Annotated in this window: 16 protein-coding genes, 1 pseudogene and 2 riboswitches; of the genes and pseudogenes, 14 read left to right on the forward strand and 3 right to left on the reverse strand. The window is 43.5% G+C overall.

Going from position 1 to position 15,540, the window contains the following annotated elements; genetic code table 11:
• Nucleotides 1–36: 36 nt before the first annotated feature.
• Nucleotides 37–606, reverse strand: a complete 570-nt coding sequence (locus QFZ78_RS26770) for an FAD-dependent oxidoreductase (protein WP_307552089.1) — start codon at nucleotides 604–606, stop codon at nucleotides 37–39.
• Nucleotides 607–1,199: 593 nt separating this feature from the next.
• Here QFZ78_RS26770 and QFZ78_RS26775 point away from each other — a divergent pair.
• Nucleotides 1,200–1,724 (forward strand): DUF5317 family protein, encoded by a 525-nt coding sequence (locus QFZ78_RS26775; RefSeq protein WP_307552090.1) that lies wholly within the window; start codon nucleotides 1,200–1,202, stop codon nucleotides 1,722–1,724.
• Nucleotides 1,714–4,053: an EAL domain-containing protein gene (locus tag QFZ78_RS26780; protein WP_307552092.1), complete on the forward strand. Its 2,340-nt coding sequence runs from the start codon at nucleotides 1,714–1,716 to the stop codon at nucleotides 4,051–4,053. The genes QFZ78_RS26775 and QFZ78_RS26780 overlap by 11 nt, the downstream gene beginning before the upstream one ends.
• 795 nt (nucleotides 4,054–4,848) lie before the next feature.
• Here QFZ78_RS26780 and QFZ78_RS26785 read toward each other — a convergent pair.
• A pseudogene (locus tag QFZ78_RS26785) lies at nucleotides 4,849–5,196 on the reverse strand (response regulator); the annotation flags it as partial.
• A 29-nt stretch (nucleotides 5,197–5,225) separates the two neighbouring features.
• Nucleotides 5,226–6,866, reverse strand: coding sequence for a GspE/PulE family protein (locus QFZ78_RS26790; RefSeq protein ID WP_307552093.1), 1,641 nt, complete (start codon nucleotides 6,864–6,866; stop codon nucleotides 5,226–5,228).
• Nucleotides 6,867–6,920: 54 nt separating this feature from the next.
• A riboswitch (cyclic di-GMP riboswitch) is annotated at nucleotides 6,921–7,013 on the reverse strand.
• Between the two features lie 407 nt (nucleotides 7,014–7,420).
• Nucleotides 7,421–7,511: riboswitch (cyclic di-GMP riboswitch) on the forward strand.
• Between the two features lie 105 nt (nucleotides 7,512–7,616).
• Between QFZ78_RS26790 and QFZ78_RS26795 the strand changes: the two genes are divergently transcribed.
• The 12 genes from QFZ78_RS26795 (at nucleotide 7,617) to QFZ78_RS26850 (ending at nucleotide 15,486) form a co-directional block, all read left to right on the forward strand.
• A complete protein-coding gene (locus QFZ78_RS26795) occupies nucleotides 7,617–7,949 on the forward strand; it encodes a DUF192 domain-containing protein (protein ID WP_307555916.1) in 333 nt (110 codons plus the stop codon).
• A gap of 20 nt (nucleotides 7,950–7,969) precedes the next feature.
• Complete coding sequence (locus tag QFZ78_RS26800) at nucleotides 7,970–8,152, forward strand: Flp family type IVb pilin (RefSeq protein WP_307552094.1); 183 nt, start codon at nucleotides 7,970–7,972, stop codon at nucleotides 8,150–8,152.
• A gap of 33 nt (nucleotides 8,153–8,185) precedes the next feature.
• Nucleotides 8,186–8,383: a Flp family type IVb pilin gene (locus QFZ78_RS26805; protein ID WP_307552095.1), complete on the forward strand. Its 198-nt coding sequence runs from the start codon at nucleotides 8,186–8,188 to the stop codon at nucleotides 8,381–8,383.
• Between the two features lie 12 nt (nucleotides 8,384–8,395).
• Nucleotides 8,396–8,587: a Flp family type IVb pilin gene (locus QFZ78_RS26810; RefSeq protein ID WP_373461074.1), complete on the forward strand. Its 192-nt coding sequence runs from the start codon at nucleotides 8,396–8,398 to the stop codon at nucleotides 8,585–8,587.
• Between the two features lie 98 nt (nucleotides 8,588–8,685).
• On the forward strand, nucleotides 8,686–9,207 hold the full coding sequence (locus QFZ78_RS26815) for an A24 family peptidase (RefSeq protein ID WP_307552096.1): 522 nt from the start codon (nucleotides 8,686–8,688) through the stop codon (nucleotides 9,205–9,207).
• Nucleotides 9,204–9,584 carry a TadE family protein gene (locus tag QFZ78_RS26820; protein ID WP_307552097.1) on the forward strand — a complete coding sequence of 127 codons (381 nt, stop codon included), beginning with the start codon at nucleotides 9,204–9,206 and terminating at the stop codon, nucleotides 9,582–9,584. Before QFZ78_RS26815 ends, QFZ78_RS26820 begins: the two co-directional genes overlap by 4 nt.
• Nucleotides 9,585–9,594: 10 nt before the next feature.
• Entirely contained in the window at nucleotides 9,595–10,530 is a 936-nt protein-coding gene (locus QFZ78_RS26825) for a pilus assembly protein TadG-related protein (RefSeq protein WP_307552098.1), read from the forward strand.
• 14 nt (nucleotides 10,531–10,544) lie between these two features.
• Nucleotides 10,545–11,228 carry a Flp pilus assembly protein CpaB gene (gene cpaB, locus QFZ78_RS26830; RefSeq protein ID WP_307552099.1) on the forward strand — a complete coding sequence of 228 codons (684 nt, stop codon included), beginning with the start codon at nucleotides 10,545–10,547 and terminating at the stop codon, nucleotides 11,226–11,228.
• A gap of 42 nt (nucleotides 11,229–11,270) precedes the next feature.
• Nucleotides 11,271–12,137, forward strand: a complete 867-nt coding sequence (locus tag QFZ78_RS26835; protein WP_307552100.1) for a CpaE/TadZ family protein — start codon at nucleotides 11,271–11,273, stop codon at nucleotides 12,135–12,137.
• A 30-nt stretch (nucleotides 12,138–12,167) separates the two neighbouring features.
• On the forward strand, nucleotides 12,168–13,601 hold the full coding sequence (locus tag QFZ78_RS26840; protein WP_307552101.1) for a TadA family conjugal transfer-associated ATPase: 1,434 nt from the start codon (nucleotides 12,168–12,170) through the stop codon (nucleotides 13,599–13,601).
• 5 nt (nucleotides 13,602–13,606) lie between these two features.
• On the forward strand, nucleotides 13,607–14,560 hold the full coding sequence (locus QFZ78_RS26845) for a type II secretion system F family protein (RefSeq protein ID WP_307555921.1): 954 nt from the start codon (nucleotides 13,607–13,609) through the stop codon (nucleotides 14,558–14,560).
• Between the two features lie 5 nt (nucleotides 14,561–14,565).
• Entirely contained in the window at nucleotides 14,566–15,486 is a 921-nt protein-coding gene (locus tag QFZ78_RS26850; protein ID WP_307552102.1) for a type II secretion system F family protein, read from the forward strand.
• Nucleotides 15,487–15,540: the final 54 nt, after the last annotated feature.

The following is a 15,540-nucleotide window of genomic DNA, read 5'->3' on the forward strand; positions in this document are numbered from 1 at the left end:
CACTCCTTTTATGATTTGTGTAAAGTTGGTCAATTTTTATTCAGAAGTTTTTAAAATATCATGATCAACGTATCTTTCCCCATTTATTTCGCTAATGACATTTATCGCCACTCTAGCCCCGTCACCAGCAGTGATGATAGCATGGACGCTAACGCCAGCTGCTGTACCTGCCGCCCAAATGCCTTCCAAACTTGTTTGGCCATTTGTATCAACATCAATGACCGTCTTAATTCGCGGTTCGGTTGCTGGTTTTGTTTTCAAGCCCAAATGTTCCGCAAGCTCTGTTAAAGCTCCTGTTGCAATAATGACATATTTAGCTTCATATTGTCCGATAGTGGTTTCAATGCGAAAACCTGCATCTAGTTTAACGATATTTTGAACCTTCTCTTCCTTCACTGCAGCGCCAAATTTAACTGCCTGTTTCTTCCCAATATCGATAAGATCAGGTCCGGAAATTTCTTCAATACCATAATAATTTTCAAGCCACGCCCTTTTTGTCATGCTTTTATCATTATGGATGAGTAAAGTATTCTTTCCTGCTTTTGCTGCAAACAATGCTGCACTTGCTCCTGCGGGACCTGCGCCAATCACTGCGATATCGTACATATCAACAACTCCTTCGAATGTGTAAATGTAGTATTCTTTGCGTCAATACTTTGGTAAACTATGCTTTTTTGTATGAAAGAAAAATATCTCTAAATTAAGATTCTTAGTTATGAGATAATAATATGCTTCATATAGTGAAAAGTCAATATGTATTTTATTTTTCTATTTGCCATTTGGTGCTGGGGTTTCGACTTCCAATGATAGCTTCGGATTATGCAGAATGAGAGGAGAAACGGGAATAGAATTGGAATTGAGCATGGAGGTTCTAGAAGGTTAAGTGAATACCAGGAGCTTCCGAATTAATATGTCATTATTTATCGAATTATCGAATATTTTGAATAATTTCATTGTATAAAAAATCCATTAAAAGTATAATTTCATTAATGGATTTTTCCATTTGACTAGACATTCTTTTTCAAACAAAGGGGAGGAAATGAAATGAAAAATTGGAAGAATTGGATACTTATGACTCTTGTTTTGACAGCTATGGTTTATTCATCCGTTGTATCACAGCCTTGGGGGCCATAATCCCAAAAAAGGAGCTAGGCAAAACCTAGTTCCTTTCATTTTTTTATATAAAGGAATGAATATATATGATTTACTTCATACTTGCAGGCCTTCTACTTTGTATCATCCTGAAACGCAATTTATTGACAATTGTTGATTCCTTTGAAGCTTTCAGAATGCCTTACTTATTGATCGGTACCTTTTCGTTTCAAATTTTTATTTATTGGTTGAGTCAAAGAACGGGGCGCGACTATCCTATTCTACTTGAACTCTCGTTTGCTATAATGGTAATTGGCTTATGGATAAACAGGCATTTACCAGGTATTATTTTTATATGTTTTGGGGCTTTGTTTAATTTATTTGCCTTAAGTATACACGGTGGTTTAATGCCAGTATCAGAAAAGGCTCTGATGATGTCTGGTTATAATGGTTCTGCTTTTGTTACAGACGATCCTCGACATCAACTAATGAATACTTCCGATTATTGGTGGCTAGGAGATTGGATTCCTTTTTTCAAACATGTGATAAGTATTGGAGATATTAGTGTAGGCATCGGATTTATAAGATTTCTATTAGGAACCACTTCGAAGAGGGAGCAGCATGAAGGATAAAAATCTATACACTCTGATATTATTCTTAACTGGAATTTACACAACATTTATTTGTCTGAAATTTCTTGAATCTAATAGAGTTTGGGAACCTATAATTCTTATATGCGTCTTAACATTAATAGTTGATATATTCCCAATTAAAATGCCTAATGGACTTTTGTACAATGGATCAACATTAGGAATTCTTTATTTAATGTATTCTATGGGAATCGCAGCAAGTACAGTTCCTATTCTTGTAAGTGCAATAATGTTTTTTTTGTTAGCCACCAAACCATTTTATAAAATTAACTGGTACCGGTTATTTTCAACGTTAGGAATGTATTTTATTAGTATGGTGTGTGCAGCAGCGGTTCTAAAGTTTACAACCCAGCTACCATTGATTATTCAAGTTATTTGCATTACCTTTGTTTTTGAGAACGTTAACTTATTAGTACGTGCAGGAATCATGAAATTTGTAAGTAAAATTTCTTTTTTTAATGAAATTTCGATTATTAAAGTTGTTAAAATGCAAGTTTCTTTATTAGTAGTAGCCATTTTATTGTATCACTTTTTGAAACAATCAAATTCGAGTGATCTACTTATTGAGATCATTTTTGCGGTCTTTCTCATGCTAATTATTAACTTCCTAATCTCAGCGTATAACAAGCATATCTATAAAATAGAAGAAAGCAAACAACGTTACCAGTCCTTATTTGACCATAATCCAGATATTGTTTTTACATTAGATCTATCTGGTAAATTTACGAGTGTTAACCCGATGTTAGAAAAATTACTTGGCTATTCCCCAGAGTCTATATTGGACGTTAATTTATTCGAATATGTGATTTCTACAGGGAAACAAGAAGCTATACATCATATAGAACAAGCGCTGCTGGGAAATCCACAACAATTTATTATGGGCTTTTTAACGAAAGAGGGTACAAGCCGTGATCTGTTCATAACTTGTGGTCCGACCGTAGTGAATGATCAGATTGTCGGGATCTATGGAATTGCAAAGGATATTACCGAACAGAAGCAAGCGGAACAGATTATTCATAGAATGGCTTACTTTGATGAAATAACCGGGCTGCCGAACCGAAGCAACTTTCAAGAGTGCATGGCGGAAACATTGGACAAAGCTCGTAACAACTCCTTAGTCGGATTAATGTTTCTTGATCTAGATAAATTCAAACAAGTAAATGATACGCTGGGGCATCATACAGGTGATCTTCTATTAATAGATGTGTCCAAGCGCATTATCCAATCTGTTCCGGAAGGATCTATCGTATCAAGGCTGGGGGGCGATGAATTTACGATTATTTTTCCAAATCTAAATCATACAGATGAGGTCATACCCATTGCCGATGCGATCTTACAAGCAATAGCTGAACCTTTTTATTTGCATAGAAGAGAATTATATATAACGACTAGTATAGGGATTTGTATATATCCTGAGCATGGGACCGATGTGGAAACGTTAATCAAAAATGCAGATGCCTCTATGTATCGGGCCAAAGAATTCGGTGGAAACACCTACAGCGTATATTCTAAAAGCATTCAAGAGCTTAATGAAGCCAAGCACAAGATACATTCTAATTTGCACAAAGCGATCGAGCGCGAAGAATTTTATTTGCATTTTCAACCGAAGATCGATTTGAGGAGCGATAAAATTAACGGAGTAGAGGCCCTCATTAGATGGAAAAATCAAGAATTGGGACAAATGTCGCCTGTTCAGTTCATTCCGATCGCTGAGGAGAGTGGATTGATCCTGCCCATCGGGGAATGGGTGTTAAGGACGGCATGTAGGCAGAATAAAGCTTGGCAGGATGCAGGGCTTCCACCTATTGTTATGTCGGTTAATCTTTCTTCCATTCAATTGCAAAATGAGCATTTAGTTCGTACGATTGGGCAAATTTTGCGGGAAACCGAGCTGGATCCTCAGTGGCTTGAAATTGAGATAACGGAGAGTATGCTGCTGCAGAATACCCAACATACGATGAAGGTGCTTGCAGAAATTAAAGAGCTCGGTATATCTATTTCCATCGATGATTTTGGAGTGGGTTACTCATCGCTTAGCTATTTGAAGCATTTTTCATTTGATTATTTGAAAATGGACAAGTCTTTTATTGATAACTTAAATATGTCTCCAAAAGACGAATTGATCATAAGCGGAATTATCAAATTGGCGCATAGCTTAAACATGAAAGTAATCGCCGAAGGAGTCGAATCGAGTGAACAGCTTTCTTACTTGCGTGAGCAAGGTTGTGATGGCGTTCAAGGATATTTGATTAGCAGACCGATATCAGCAGGGGAGTTTATTGAGCGGGTATGGCTTCTACCAAAGGATTAACGAAGGAATATTTACTTGAAAAGGTTGAGAGGTCAAACAAGCCCAGTGCCAAAAACGGCCTGGGCTTGTTTGATCATGAACCTATTTGACCACATAAGAAAGTATAAGTTTTTTCTAAAAGAAAACCTGACTTTCTTATTGGCGATAAAACCTACATTTAAACGCGGTCGCTCATCTTCGAAAGGCCTCGATAGAGGTTTTCTCACTAGATTTGTCTTTGTTTTGTATAAGGATTTTATGGTATATCTATAACTTCGATATCATTCGGTTTCCCATATGTCCTTCCAACCAGTCAGTCAACTGGTGGAAACCGTCGAGTGTAAAGGGGATGACCTGTTTTTCGTTATTTTGGTTGGACATCTCAATGATAATTTTGTTCTCACTTTCCGTACAAACGACGTTGAAATTCGCTGTATTCCCCTGAATGTCTTCCTGCCAACTGCAATTATAGCTGCTAACAAAGCTTTTCATTTTCTCATTTCCCCTTATCCTATGATTTGTGTTCTCATTCTCGGTAAGGTCTGGAATCTCGATTGACGCTGCTATTAGTTCTGCAGCAGCTTCCTGTTCTATCGTCGCTGGATGCGAATCCTCGAGCAGTTCGAGCAACGCGGCAGGCTCAATGCCCGCCACGACAGCTTCAGCCTGATTGTCTTCACATTTTTCTACGGGATGTTCGTGTTCGATCACACTTGGCTTATCCTCGAATTCGATAGGAGTTTGATCCTCTGAATGTGCCGTAAGGTCTTCCTTGCTAGCCGAAGGTGCAACGCCGAGATGGGGTTCTGCATGAGTTTGGATCATTTCAATTAAACGGACGGGGTTGAAAGGTTTCATTAAGTAACCTTTAGCCCCGGCTTCAAGCGCATCGAAAATCAAATCCTGCTGATTGCTGGCCGAGCAGATCAACACGACGGCGTCGCGATCGAGCTTAAGAATTTCCTTAATGGCATCGATGCCATTCATTTCAGGCATCGTTAGATCCATCAGGACGATATCCGGAATCAGTTCTTCATACAGCTTAATAGCTTCTCTACCGTTAGTCGCTTCTCCAACCACTTCATAACCATTCTGCTTTAAGCAATCGGCAGCCATTTTGCGCATGAATTGGGTATCATCAACAATAAGAAATCGGTAAGACATCCTAGTTCCCCCTTAGAATTGGATTGCTGTCAATCGATCGTTTTTAACACTTCTTCGACGGTAGTGATGCCTTCACGAACTTTGAGTAGCCCATCGTACAATATCGTTTTGTAGCCGATTTGCACTAAATGGTTTTCGATTTCCTGGATCGGACGTTGCCCAGTAATGAGCTCGCGCAGCTTTCCGTCAATAAGCAGCACCTCCTGTAGGGCAACCACACCTCGATAACCGGTATCGTTGCATACTCTGCAGCCAGTCCCTCGAGTCACGGTTAATTTGCCGCTGATCTGGGTGGATACCAAGGTTCGGAAATTGCCGATAATTCCTTTTCCGTTCTTCTGATCATCCGAATGCAGAACTGCATGAGCTTCAAATAGCTTGATTTCATCTTCGGTAGCGGGCAAGGATTGAGCGCATTGACGGCATATTCGCCTTACCCAACGCTGAGTCACAATGCAGGAAAGCGAAGCGCTGAGCAGGTGCGAGTCTTTATTCATGTCCATCAGCCGGCTTATAGTCTTGACTGCACTGCTGCCATATATGGCACCGAGCACAATACGGCCGGTGAGGGTCGTCCTTATTGCCATTTCAAACGTTTCCGCATCATGGATATCACTGACCATGACGACGTTCGGATCCTGACGCAATACCGACCGAAGCACATGAGCAAAAGTCAGGCCGAGCTGTTCGTTCACCTCCACCTGTGTAATTCCCGGCATTCTGAGCTCTATTGGATCTTCGATGGTTATGATTCTATGGTTTTCGTTTGTCAGTCGAGTGAGGATCGAATATAACATGGAAGTTTTCCTGCTGCCTTCCGGCCCGCAAATCAAGATCATGCCGCTTGGCAGTCCAAGCGCTTTTTCGAATTTTTGCAAATTGGTTTCACTGAACTCAAGCTCGGAAATGGCTAGTTGAGGTTCAGAATTATCTGTCAAGCGAAGAAATAGGCTTTCGCCGTTAACACTTGGCAGGGTGGATACGCGTATATCCAACTGCTTGTGGTCAACCTTAATCTGAAAACGGCCGTTTTGTGGCAGCCGCTCTTCAGAGGCATTTAGATTGGCTAGAAGTTTGATGCGTTTGAACAACGTTTCATGCATGTGTTTAGAAAGCGTTTTCTTATTTTTGAGCGAACTGTCAATTCGGTATTTGACTATAAGCCCGTCTTCATGCGGTTCGATATGAATGCCACTTGCTTGTTGATATACGCCGGCTTGAATGATTTCATTCAACGTTTCTACGGTTGTATCGACACCATAATATCGGTTGATGGCTTCTTCCATTTCGATTCGCATGGCTATAAACGGTTGAACACTCATACCCGTCGCCATTTGAATAGCTTTAATCGCCTCTTTATTTAAAGGGTCGATCATGGCCACCTTGAGTTTACCTCCGGCGCAGCTGATTGGAACGAGATGATACTTCCTGGCAATCGATTCATCTATGAGCTGGACTGTAGGAAGATCAAATATCGTTTCGTTGAGATTTACGACAGGTACGCCTAGTTGGAACTCCAGCGCCTCGACGAGCTGACGCTCGGTGATAAACCCAAATTCGGTCAGTATCCCCCCGAGCTTTTTTGGGTGACGCGTCTGTTCCTTAAGCGCCTGATCGAGCTGCTCCTCCGTAATAACGCCATTCATGACTAGAAGTTCGCCAATGCGCATGTGCTCCTCCTTACTGAACGTATCTATTTAATGAAAAATAAAAAACCAAGCTGCTAGAGCGGCCCGGCTTTCATGCCATCGTATCTCGATGGGTTAGAACCGTGGCTTTGCGTCCCCGGCTTTCGCGCGGGTTTGCCTTTTATCATTCACTTGGATTACAGGATTCGTCTAACCATATAATTCGACATGAATAATAACATTCTGTAAGTTTATTTAAATTCCTTCCTTGCACTAGTCGTACTATTTTCCTAATTTTCAGCATTTTTTTTTGGTTCGGATGTAGGTCCAGCCTAAAAAAAATCCTGCCTTTCAAAGCCTATGAATTTATGGGAATGACATAAAACAAGGGGTTTTCTCCTAAATGATGGAACAGCGTTATCACTTTATACCCACAATAAATAGTAGGAGAACTATAAGAGAAGGTGTCTTTTGGCATGAAAATGAGTTATCTAAATTGTTAGAAAATTGGGCTTTTTGGTGGATACCTAAAAATCAAGTCGAATTCTATGATGAAAGCATCACAACGAATTCCAAGCGGAACATCGCATCTGGAATCTCGACAAAGGCAAAACCGGTGAAAACCGGCGACGCAAAGCTATAGGGGCTAACGCACGACAAAACGTGTCAAGCCAGCCAGCTGCCGAAAGAGGAAGGGCGTTTGTTTTGCTGTGCATATACAGCAGCAACCCCACCTTTCGGGAAAGGTGGGGTTTTTATTTGGCATAAGGGGGTCAAGACTGTTTGAGGCTGGTGAATACGAATACGGGCGAAACGATAGCCCAGCAGGTGATGGAGGCCAAAACCTTTGGTCGCAGACTACGTGGGTTGCTCTTTACAAAGCGACTTTCCAGCGGGTTATGCCTTCACATCGAACCGTGTAGATCGGTACATACCTTTTTCATGCAATACGCGATTGATGTGGTTTATCTGGATAAACAGCATCGTGTCGTAGGCGTAGAAGAGCAGTTGAAGCCGGGACGCGTTGGCGCTGTATTCAAAGGCACGACTTCAGTGGTGGAACTTCCCGCAGGCAGTATCGGCCTTACCCGAACGACCGTCGGTCAAACGGTCCAATTTATTTAAAAAACGAGGAGGAAATTAAAATGAAAAACAAAATCAAAGGTCTTTTAACAGAAGAGCAAGGACAAGGGATGACAGAGTACGGATTGGTTCTGGGTGTAATTGCGGTGGGTGTAGTTGGCATTCTGTTTGCATTAAAAGGGAATATTCTTACACTCTTCAACAGAGTGAACAATGATGTCTCGAATGCAGCTACTCGCACTTAATAAAATCAGCCTTCTTGTATGGAAGGGAACTATATGATGACAGCTAAATTAGTAGACTTGTATACAAATGAGCAAGGCCAAGGTATGACAGAGTACGGCTTGGTACTTGGCGTTATTGCGGTGGGTGTAGTTAGTATCTTATTTGGTATAAAGTTGGAGGTTTACAGCCTCTACGATAAAAGTGTTCGAGTCATCGAGCAATCAGCCAGAACAGTAGGACTTCTCGATTAAAAAAGGAGTGAAATGATTAAGGTGAGCAAAATCAAAAATCTTTTGGTTGAAGAACAGGGTCAAGGGATGACAGAGTATGGTCTGGTTCTTGGGGTAATCGCGGTTGGTGTAGTTGGTGTTTTGTTTGCACTGAAGGGTAATATTCTCACACTCTTCAACAGAGTCAACCAAGATGTAGCAAATGCGACTAATGGTACTCCATAATAACAGCGGTTGTCTTTTATATTAACGCTCCAATGAAGAGGGTCTTACGTTTTACGGAACGTAGACCCTTTTTATAAAAACATTCTTGGGAGGCAGGTATGGTTGTAGTTGACAGTTTGCTCATTATCATTCTCGCCATCTGCGTATTCACCGATCTGAAGTCACGCAAGATTTACAATGCAGTCACTTTACCAGGCACTGTAATCGGTTTCATGCTGCTAAGCGCATCTGACGGCTTTCCTGGTTTTGTGGATGGTGTACTAGGCTTTGTTGTGGGGTTCGGTATCCTTTTGATTCCATATCTGTTAGGAGGAATGGGTGCCGGCGACGTGAAGCTGCTCGGGCTTGTCGGCGCATTCAAAGGCGTAACATTCGTGCTGCTTGCTTCCGTCTACATGGCATTAATCGGCGGTGTGATCGCACTTGCACTCCTCCTATTACGTAAGGGTGTTATCGAGAGACTCAAGCAAGTTATTTTCTCGGTAGTGCTGCTAAGATATGGGATGAAAATATCTTCTGCTATGAAAGATGACGCCTTTACGGCAGCATTTCCGTATGGTGTTGCGATTGCAGGAGGTGCGGTATTAAGTCTTTGGCTTAGAGGGTGGGGGATTTTATGATCAAAGATGAGGGAGGGCAGTCGCTGACGGAGTTTGCCGTTATTCTTCCTATTTTTTTATTGCTGGTATGCGGTATCTTCGATTTCGGCCGATTGATGTATGCCTATATGAACATGAACAACGTTGCACAAGAAACGGTGAGGTTAGGCGGATTTGATAGGACAGATTTAGAAATCGAAACGTTCGCTAAAAAGTATGTGCATCTTGGCGATTCAAACTTACTTAGAGTTGACATCTCGCCAAAAGAGCCCAATCGCCATTCCGGCGACTATGTTACCGTTACCTTGGAATACCCATACACGTATATGACACCCATTATTTCTAAGCTGCTTCCGGCTCCGACCGTTAAAGCCGCTTCAACGATAAGAGTGGAATAGGGGGCTAGTCATGAAACTTAGTTTGATTATTGAAAAGCTAAAGCGCCTCATGGTGCGACAGGATGGAAATGTCGCCGTACTGGCGGCATTCGTATTGACTGCATTATTGGGTATGACGGCGGTCGTAATAGAAGGAGGTAAGGTATATGTCGTCAAAATGCACCTCCAGAAGATGGCGAATACGGCCGTTCTGTCAGGTGCACAAGAACTGACCACGACGGAGAATAATGTTCGCGATGTTGCGAATCAAATTCTAAGCATCCATGGAGAAACGGCAAGTTTAATCGATTTATCTGTCACCATGAAAGACAGGACAACCGCCGTTCTGAAGAAAGTTGTGGATGTGCCTCTGGCCAAAGTGATTGGATTTGATAAGGTGTCAATCAGCGTGAAAGCAACGGCGAAGATTGAGGCCATGGGGGCTGCTACTGGAGCGGCGCCGATTGGCATCGATGAATCCGTACAGCTGCATTATGGTCAAACCTATCGCCTTAAAGTTGACGAAGCGGAGGCCACGACCGGTAACTTCGGTATCATTACACTGGGAACTAAAGGCGGCTCCGATACCTACGAGATAAATCTGACTAATGGTTATAAAGGAATGGTCTCAGTCGGTGATGTGATCGATACGGAAACAGGGAATAAAGCCGGAGGGACACGTGATGCTGTACAGGCAAGAATAAATAGGAGCCCTTACACACCTGGTGATATGAGTCACCTCGATGACCCGCGTATTCTGCTTGTCCCGGTGTATAAGCCACATAACTATACGGGTGGACAAATCAAAAAGATTGAAATTACCGGATTCGCCTACTTCTATCTAAGCGAACCCATGGATTATAACACGAAAGAAGTCATAGGCGTATTTATCCAAAGACCCGGCATAGGATTTGTTAAACCAGGGGCAGTAGACCGCGGTGCATATGTTATTAAACTAACTGAGTAGGTGGCATGACAACCATGAGATCAAAAATCATTTTTATTGCGGCACTCATAATGGGACTAGTAACAACCTTTCTTTTCTTTAACTATATGAAGCAGTACAACCAAACGACGACATTAAGCGAGAACATGGTCGAAGTTGTTGTCGCTAAGCAGCAGATTCAGAGAAATCAACAAATCCAATCCGGTATGCTTGAAGTGAAGATGGTTCCCTCCCTGGGTCTACATCCTCAGTCGATGAAGTCAATAAAAGAAGCAGAAGGCAAATTCGCAGACGCTTCCATTGAGACAGGAGAAATTCTTCTCAGTCATCGTGTTAAAGCAAGTAAAGATGAAGCCGCTATCGTAGCGAAGAAAGTACAGAACGGATATCGTGCTGTTTCGGTAGGCGTTAATATTGTGCAATCGGTCTCGAATTTGATCGAGCCGGATGATTATGTGGATGTTCTAGTTACGATTCCTCCGAAGGAAGGAATGGATAAGCAGCTTGAGGCATCCACGGTACTGCTCAGTAATGTACATGTCCTTGCAGTCGGCAGACGGATGGTCGAAACAGACAAGGAACACCCCTATGCGGAATATGCCACTGTAACCTTAGAAGTAAAGCCGGAAGATGTACCGAGACTTGTTAACGCAGCTGATCGTTTTAAAATTGGCTTAGCTTTATATTCAAGAGTCGTTCCTGCAGCTGAGAAGAAATAATATTTAACGTTAAATACCAATGAATGGAAGGAGGCAACTCTCATGTCCGATGAAGAACAAACTGTTGTAGAGCAAGTACGGAGTAAGCGGGGAGAAATGATTGCCATCTGCAGCGCGAAGGGCGGCATAGGAAGGACAGCGCTGGCTGTTAATCTTGCTGTCGCCTTATCCAAGAACTACTCGAAGAGCAACAACATTCAAATCTGCATCCTAGATGCGGATTTTCAATTCGGTGATGTATGTTTAGCCATGGATCTCCATCCTACGTTCACCATTAAAGATGTAATGGACAGTATCGATACCATGGATAAGCACACGTTGGCGAGCTACCTGATTAAGCATAACAGTGGGGTGAAGGTGCTGGCCTCGCCGGATCGTCCCGAATATGCAGACCTTGTAACTCCAGACAATCTGGACAAGGTGTGTGATTTACTGCTTTCACAATATGATTATGTCATTGTAGATACACTTTCCGGGTTTTCAGGAAAAACATTGCAAGTAATCGAGAGAGCGGACTCCGTATTAATGGTTACAACCCTTGAGATGACAGCAATAAAAAGCACCAAGCTGATGATGGAAACTCTTATACTGCTTGGACTGCGGGATAAAATGAAGCTTGTCGTGAATCGGTCCACCATGGAGAGTGTGATTAAAGTCTCCGACGTACCGGAGTTGCTGAATGAGGAAATGCCTTTCTACGTGCCCAATGAGTTCGAACTGGTATGTCAGTCGATGAATGACGGCATACCGGTTGTCTTGAAGAATAGTAAATCGGACGTTGCAAAATCGGTGTACAAGATTGCAGAGCAGCTCATCCAGCGACGTGAAATCAGCGTATTTAAGCCAAAAGAGCCTTCGTTCATTCGAGGAATCCTGCATCGAGCGATAGGGAGCACATCCATTTTTTAAAGAAAATGAACCCAACTGGAGGAGTCCATCATGAGTTTACTTGAGAAACTGCAGGCGAAATCGGGGTATCAGCAGCTTGAAGCTGCGCAAGCGGAATCTCAGGACGCACCAGTCGCAGCGGAGAAATTGGAGAAGAAGGATTTAATGGCCACGTTCCGCCGCATCCGTGGTACGGAGCAGCCGCAGAAGGAACAGCGCGAGCAGATGAGCAAGCAGCATGAATTGAAGAATCGGCTGTACAAACAGATTTTCAGTGAGCTAAAGGATGACAATGTCGAGGAAATTATTCCGAAGCTCGATGCCATGGCCGTCGAGATCATGAAAGAAGACGACTCCTTCCGGGGGAAGGTGGATCGCAAGAAAGTCATTGATGAGCTTTCCAACGATTTGACCGGGTTTGGACCGATAAATCCGCTGCTCTTAGACCCTGATGTTTCTGAGATCATGGTGAATGGCCCGAATCAAGTGTATGTGGAGCGTAAGGGAAAGGTTGAATTGTCTTACGTACAATTCCGTGATGACGAACATGTCATGAACATAATCGACAAAATCGTCGCGCCGATTGGACGGCGAATAGACGAAAGCTCTCCGATGGTGGATGCGCGCTTGCCTGATGGCTCCCGTGTGAACGCCATTATTCCTCCGCTCGCGCTTAATGGACCGACTGTTACCATTCGTAAATTTTCCAAGGATCCATTTACCATAGAGAACTTAATCAACTTCGGCACGGTTACGCGGGAGATGGCCACTTTCCTTGATGCGTGTGTAAAGGCGAAGCTCAATATTTTTGTCAGCGGCGGTACGGGATCAGGTAAAACAACGACACTCAACGTGCTCTCATCCTTCATTCCGAGTGATGAGCGCATCATTACCATTGAAGATGCAGCCGAGCTGCAGCTGTGGCAGGAACACGTTATTTCGCTCGAATCGAGACCTGCGAATATCGAAGGCAAAGGTGCCATTACGATCCGCGATCTAGTAAAGAACTCGTTGCGGATGCGCCCAGAGCGAATTATTATTGGGGAGGTACGGAGCGGCGAGGCGCTGGACATGCTGCAGGCAATGAATACGGGTCACGATGGATCGCTGGCAACAGGTCACTCAAATAGCCCGCGCGATATGATCTCTCGTCTGGAAACGATGGTGCTTATGGCCGGGATTGATTTACCGATAAAGGCGATCCGGGAACAGATTGCGGGCGCAATTGACCTAATTATTCAACAGTCCCGACTGAAAGACGGTTCACGCAAAATTACGCACATCACCGAAGTACAGGGCATGGAAGGCGATGTCATCGTGCTGCAGGATATTTTTGCATTCGAGCAGTATGGTTTGGATGAGGATGGCAAAGTGATTGGCAAGCTAAGTCCGACAGGGGTACGCCCGAAGTTTTATGAGCGACTTGAATCATCAGGTATTCAAATTCCTTCCTCGGTGTTCTTTGAAGCGGGGTGGCCAAATTGATTTGGATGCTGACAGTGATGGTGCTGTTGACCGCACTGCTCTTATTTTCAGCGATCTTTCAAAGCTTGTTTCATTCAGACCGACGGTTGAACCGCAGAATGAAGAAGATTCTCGAACTTGGAGACAAGCAGAAGCTTGGGAAACGGAAGTTTAATCTTCTTATTCAGATGCAGGTTTACCGCCGTCAAGTGAAAGAGAAGATGTTAACCAAGAAAAAAAGTGAAAAGCTAGAGCAGATCATATCGCGCTCTGGAGTAGCCATCGCACCTGAAGAGTATTTGATGTTCCAATGGATTGCTGCTTTGCTGTTGTTTGCCCTGCTGCTGCTGATAACGAGTAATCTTGGTTTCGGCCTTATAGGCTTTGTAATGGGTTATTTATCTCCAAGACTCTGGATCAAGAAGAAAACGCGGGAGCGAATCAAGAAATTTAATGATGGGCTAGAAGATATGATTATGACAGTTATCGGCTCTCTTCGTGCGGGATTCAGCTTTGCGCAGGCGTTGAAGACAGTCGTTGATGAATCGGAAGCGCCGATCAAAGATGAGATAGAAATTCTGCTGAAGGAAATGCAGTACGGCACAAGTATGGAGGAATCGCTTGAGCATTTAAAAGTAAGGATGCCGAGTGAAGATTTGGACTTGTTGGTTCAAGCTGTGCTGATTCAGCGGCAGGTGGGTGGGAATTTAGCCGTGGTCCTTGATACAATTGTACGTACGATTCGTGACCGCAATAAAATTCATCGTCAAATCAAGACCTTAACGGCACAGGGGAGAATGTCAGGTTGGGTAATCGGGCTGCTGCCATTCGGGCTTTCCGTCATTTTATATCTCATCCAGCCCAGTTACATTGGAACGCTGTTCACGCATCCGATTGGGCTTATGCTTATAGGCGGAGCTGGCGTATCGATGCTCATCGGGCTTTTCCTAATTCGTAAAATGACGACCATCGAGGTGTAGCCTGAATGATGATGTATGTGACCTTTTTCTTAACGATCTTACTATTGATCCAGTTCTTGTTCTCATTAAAAAAGGAAAAAAGCGCAAAAGTTAAGCGTCGTTTATCCATGATTACCGATAAGGAAGCAGCGGCGGCTCGCGCCCTCGAAGATGAGGAGAAGAAAGAGCTGAACGTGATACAACGCGCTATGCGGAGCATATGGCTGCGGATGAAACGCAGATTCGAGCGCAAGAGCGGGATGCGGGATACCGGGATTGAGCTGAAGCTGCTGCAGGCGGGTAATCCTTTTGGCATGGGGACATTCGAGTATCGACTCATGCAGATTATGATGATGATTGCCATGCCCATCATTGGTGTAATCTATAGTTTATTAATTAAACCGGATATTAGCGGTATGCTGCTGGGCGGATTGTTCGGATTTCTGATAGGTACAGTCCTGCCATCGTATTATTTGAGTGCCAAGACGAGACAGCGCAGCAAGAAAGGTCTCCGTGAACTCCCTGATATATTGGATTTGCTTACGGTCAGCTTGGAGGCCGGGTTAGGTTTTGACTCTGCACTCCACAAGCTTGTATTGAAATCGGAAGGTGTCGTTTCGGGGGAGTTCCATCGCTGTTTGGAAGAGATACGACTTGGCAAGACACGGCGTGAAGCGCTGCTCGGAGTTCGTGACCGGCTGGTCATTGAAGAAGTACGCGTGTTGATCAGCTCCATTCTTCAGGCGGAGAAACTCGGGATCGGTATGGTACAAGTGCTTCGCGTCCAGTCACAGGAAGTGCGAGAACAGCGTAAACAACGCGCGGAGGAAGCGGCGATGAAGGCTCCAATTAAGATGCTGTTTCCTCTGATATTGTTTATTTTCCCGAGTTTGTTTATCGTTCTGCTTGGACCGGCGGTCATTCAGTTTATGACGACTTTTAAGTGAGTACATTAGCGTTACAGGCAGGCTCATCTATGGATGGGGCTGTTTTTTTACGTT

The organism is Paenibacillus sp. V4I5, assembly GCF_030817255.1.
In the GTDB taxonomy this organism is placed as follows: Bacteria; Bacillota; Bacilli; order Paenibacillales; family NBRC-103111; genus Paenibacillus_E.

Coding starts and splice junctions, on each gene's coding strand:
- QFZ78_RS26770 (WP_307552089.1), bottom strand. CDS start 606: ATGTACGATATCGCAGTGATTGGCGCAGGTCCCGCAGGAGCAAGTGCA.
- QFZ78_RS26775 (WP_307552090.1), top strand. CDS start 1,200: ATGATTTACTTCATACTTGCAGGCCTTCTACTTTGTATCATCCTGAAA.
- QFZ78_RS26780 (WP_307552092.1), top strand. CDS start 1,714: ATGAAGGATAAAAATCTATACACTCTGATATTATTCTTAACTGGAATT.
- QFZ78_RS26790 (WP_307552093.1), bottom strand. CDS start 6,866: ATGCGCATTGGCGAACTTCTAGTCATGAATGGCGTTATTACGGAGGAG.
- QFZ78_RS26800 (WP_307552094.1), top strand. CDS start 7,970: ATGAAAAACAAAATCAAAGGTCTTTTAACAGAAGAGCAAGGACAAGGG.
- QFZ78_RS26805 (WP_307552095.1), top strand. CDS start 8,186: ATGATGACAGCTAAATTAGTAGACTTGTATACAAATGAGCAAGGCCAA.
- QFZ78_RS26810 (WP_373461074.1), top strand. CDS start 8,396: ATGATTAAGGTGAGCAAAATCAAAAATCTTTTGGTTGAAGAACAGGGT.
- QFZ78_RS26815 (WP_307552096.1), top strand. CDS start 8,686: ATGGTTGTAGTTGACAGTTTGCTCATTATCATTCTCGCCATCTGCGTA.
- QFZ78_RS26820 (WP_307552097.1), top strand. CDS start 9,204: ATGATCAAAGATGAGGGAGGGCAGTCGCTGACGGAGTTTGCCGTTATT.
- QFZ78_RS26825 (WP_307552098.1), top strand. CDS start 9,595: ATGAAACTTAGTTTGATTATTGAAAAGCTAAAGCGCCTCATGGTGCGA.
- cpaB (WP_307552099.1), top strand. CDS start 10,545: ATGAGATCAAAAATCATTTTTATTGCGGCACTCATAATGGGACTAGTA.
- QFZ78_RS26835 (WP_307552100.1), top strand. CDS start 11,271: ATGTCCGATGAAGAACAAACTGTTGTAGAGCAAGTACGGAGTAAGCGG.
- QFZ78_RS26840 (WP_307552101.1), top strand. CDS start 12,168: ATGAGTTTACTTGAGAAACTGCAGGCGAAATCGGGGTATCAGCAGCTT.
- QFZ78_RS26845 (WP_307555921.1), top strand. CDS start 13,607: ATGCTGACAGTGATGGTGCTGTTGACCGCACTGCTCTTATTTTCAGCG.
- QFZ78_RS26850 (WP_307552102.1), top strand. CDS start 14,566: ATGATGATGTATGTGACCTTTTTCTTAACGATCTTACTATTGATCCAG.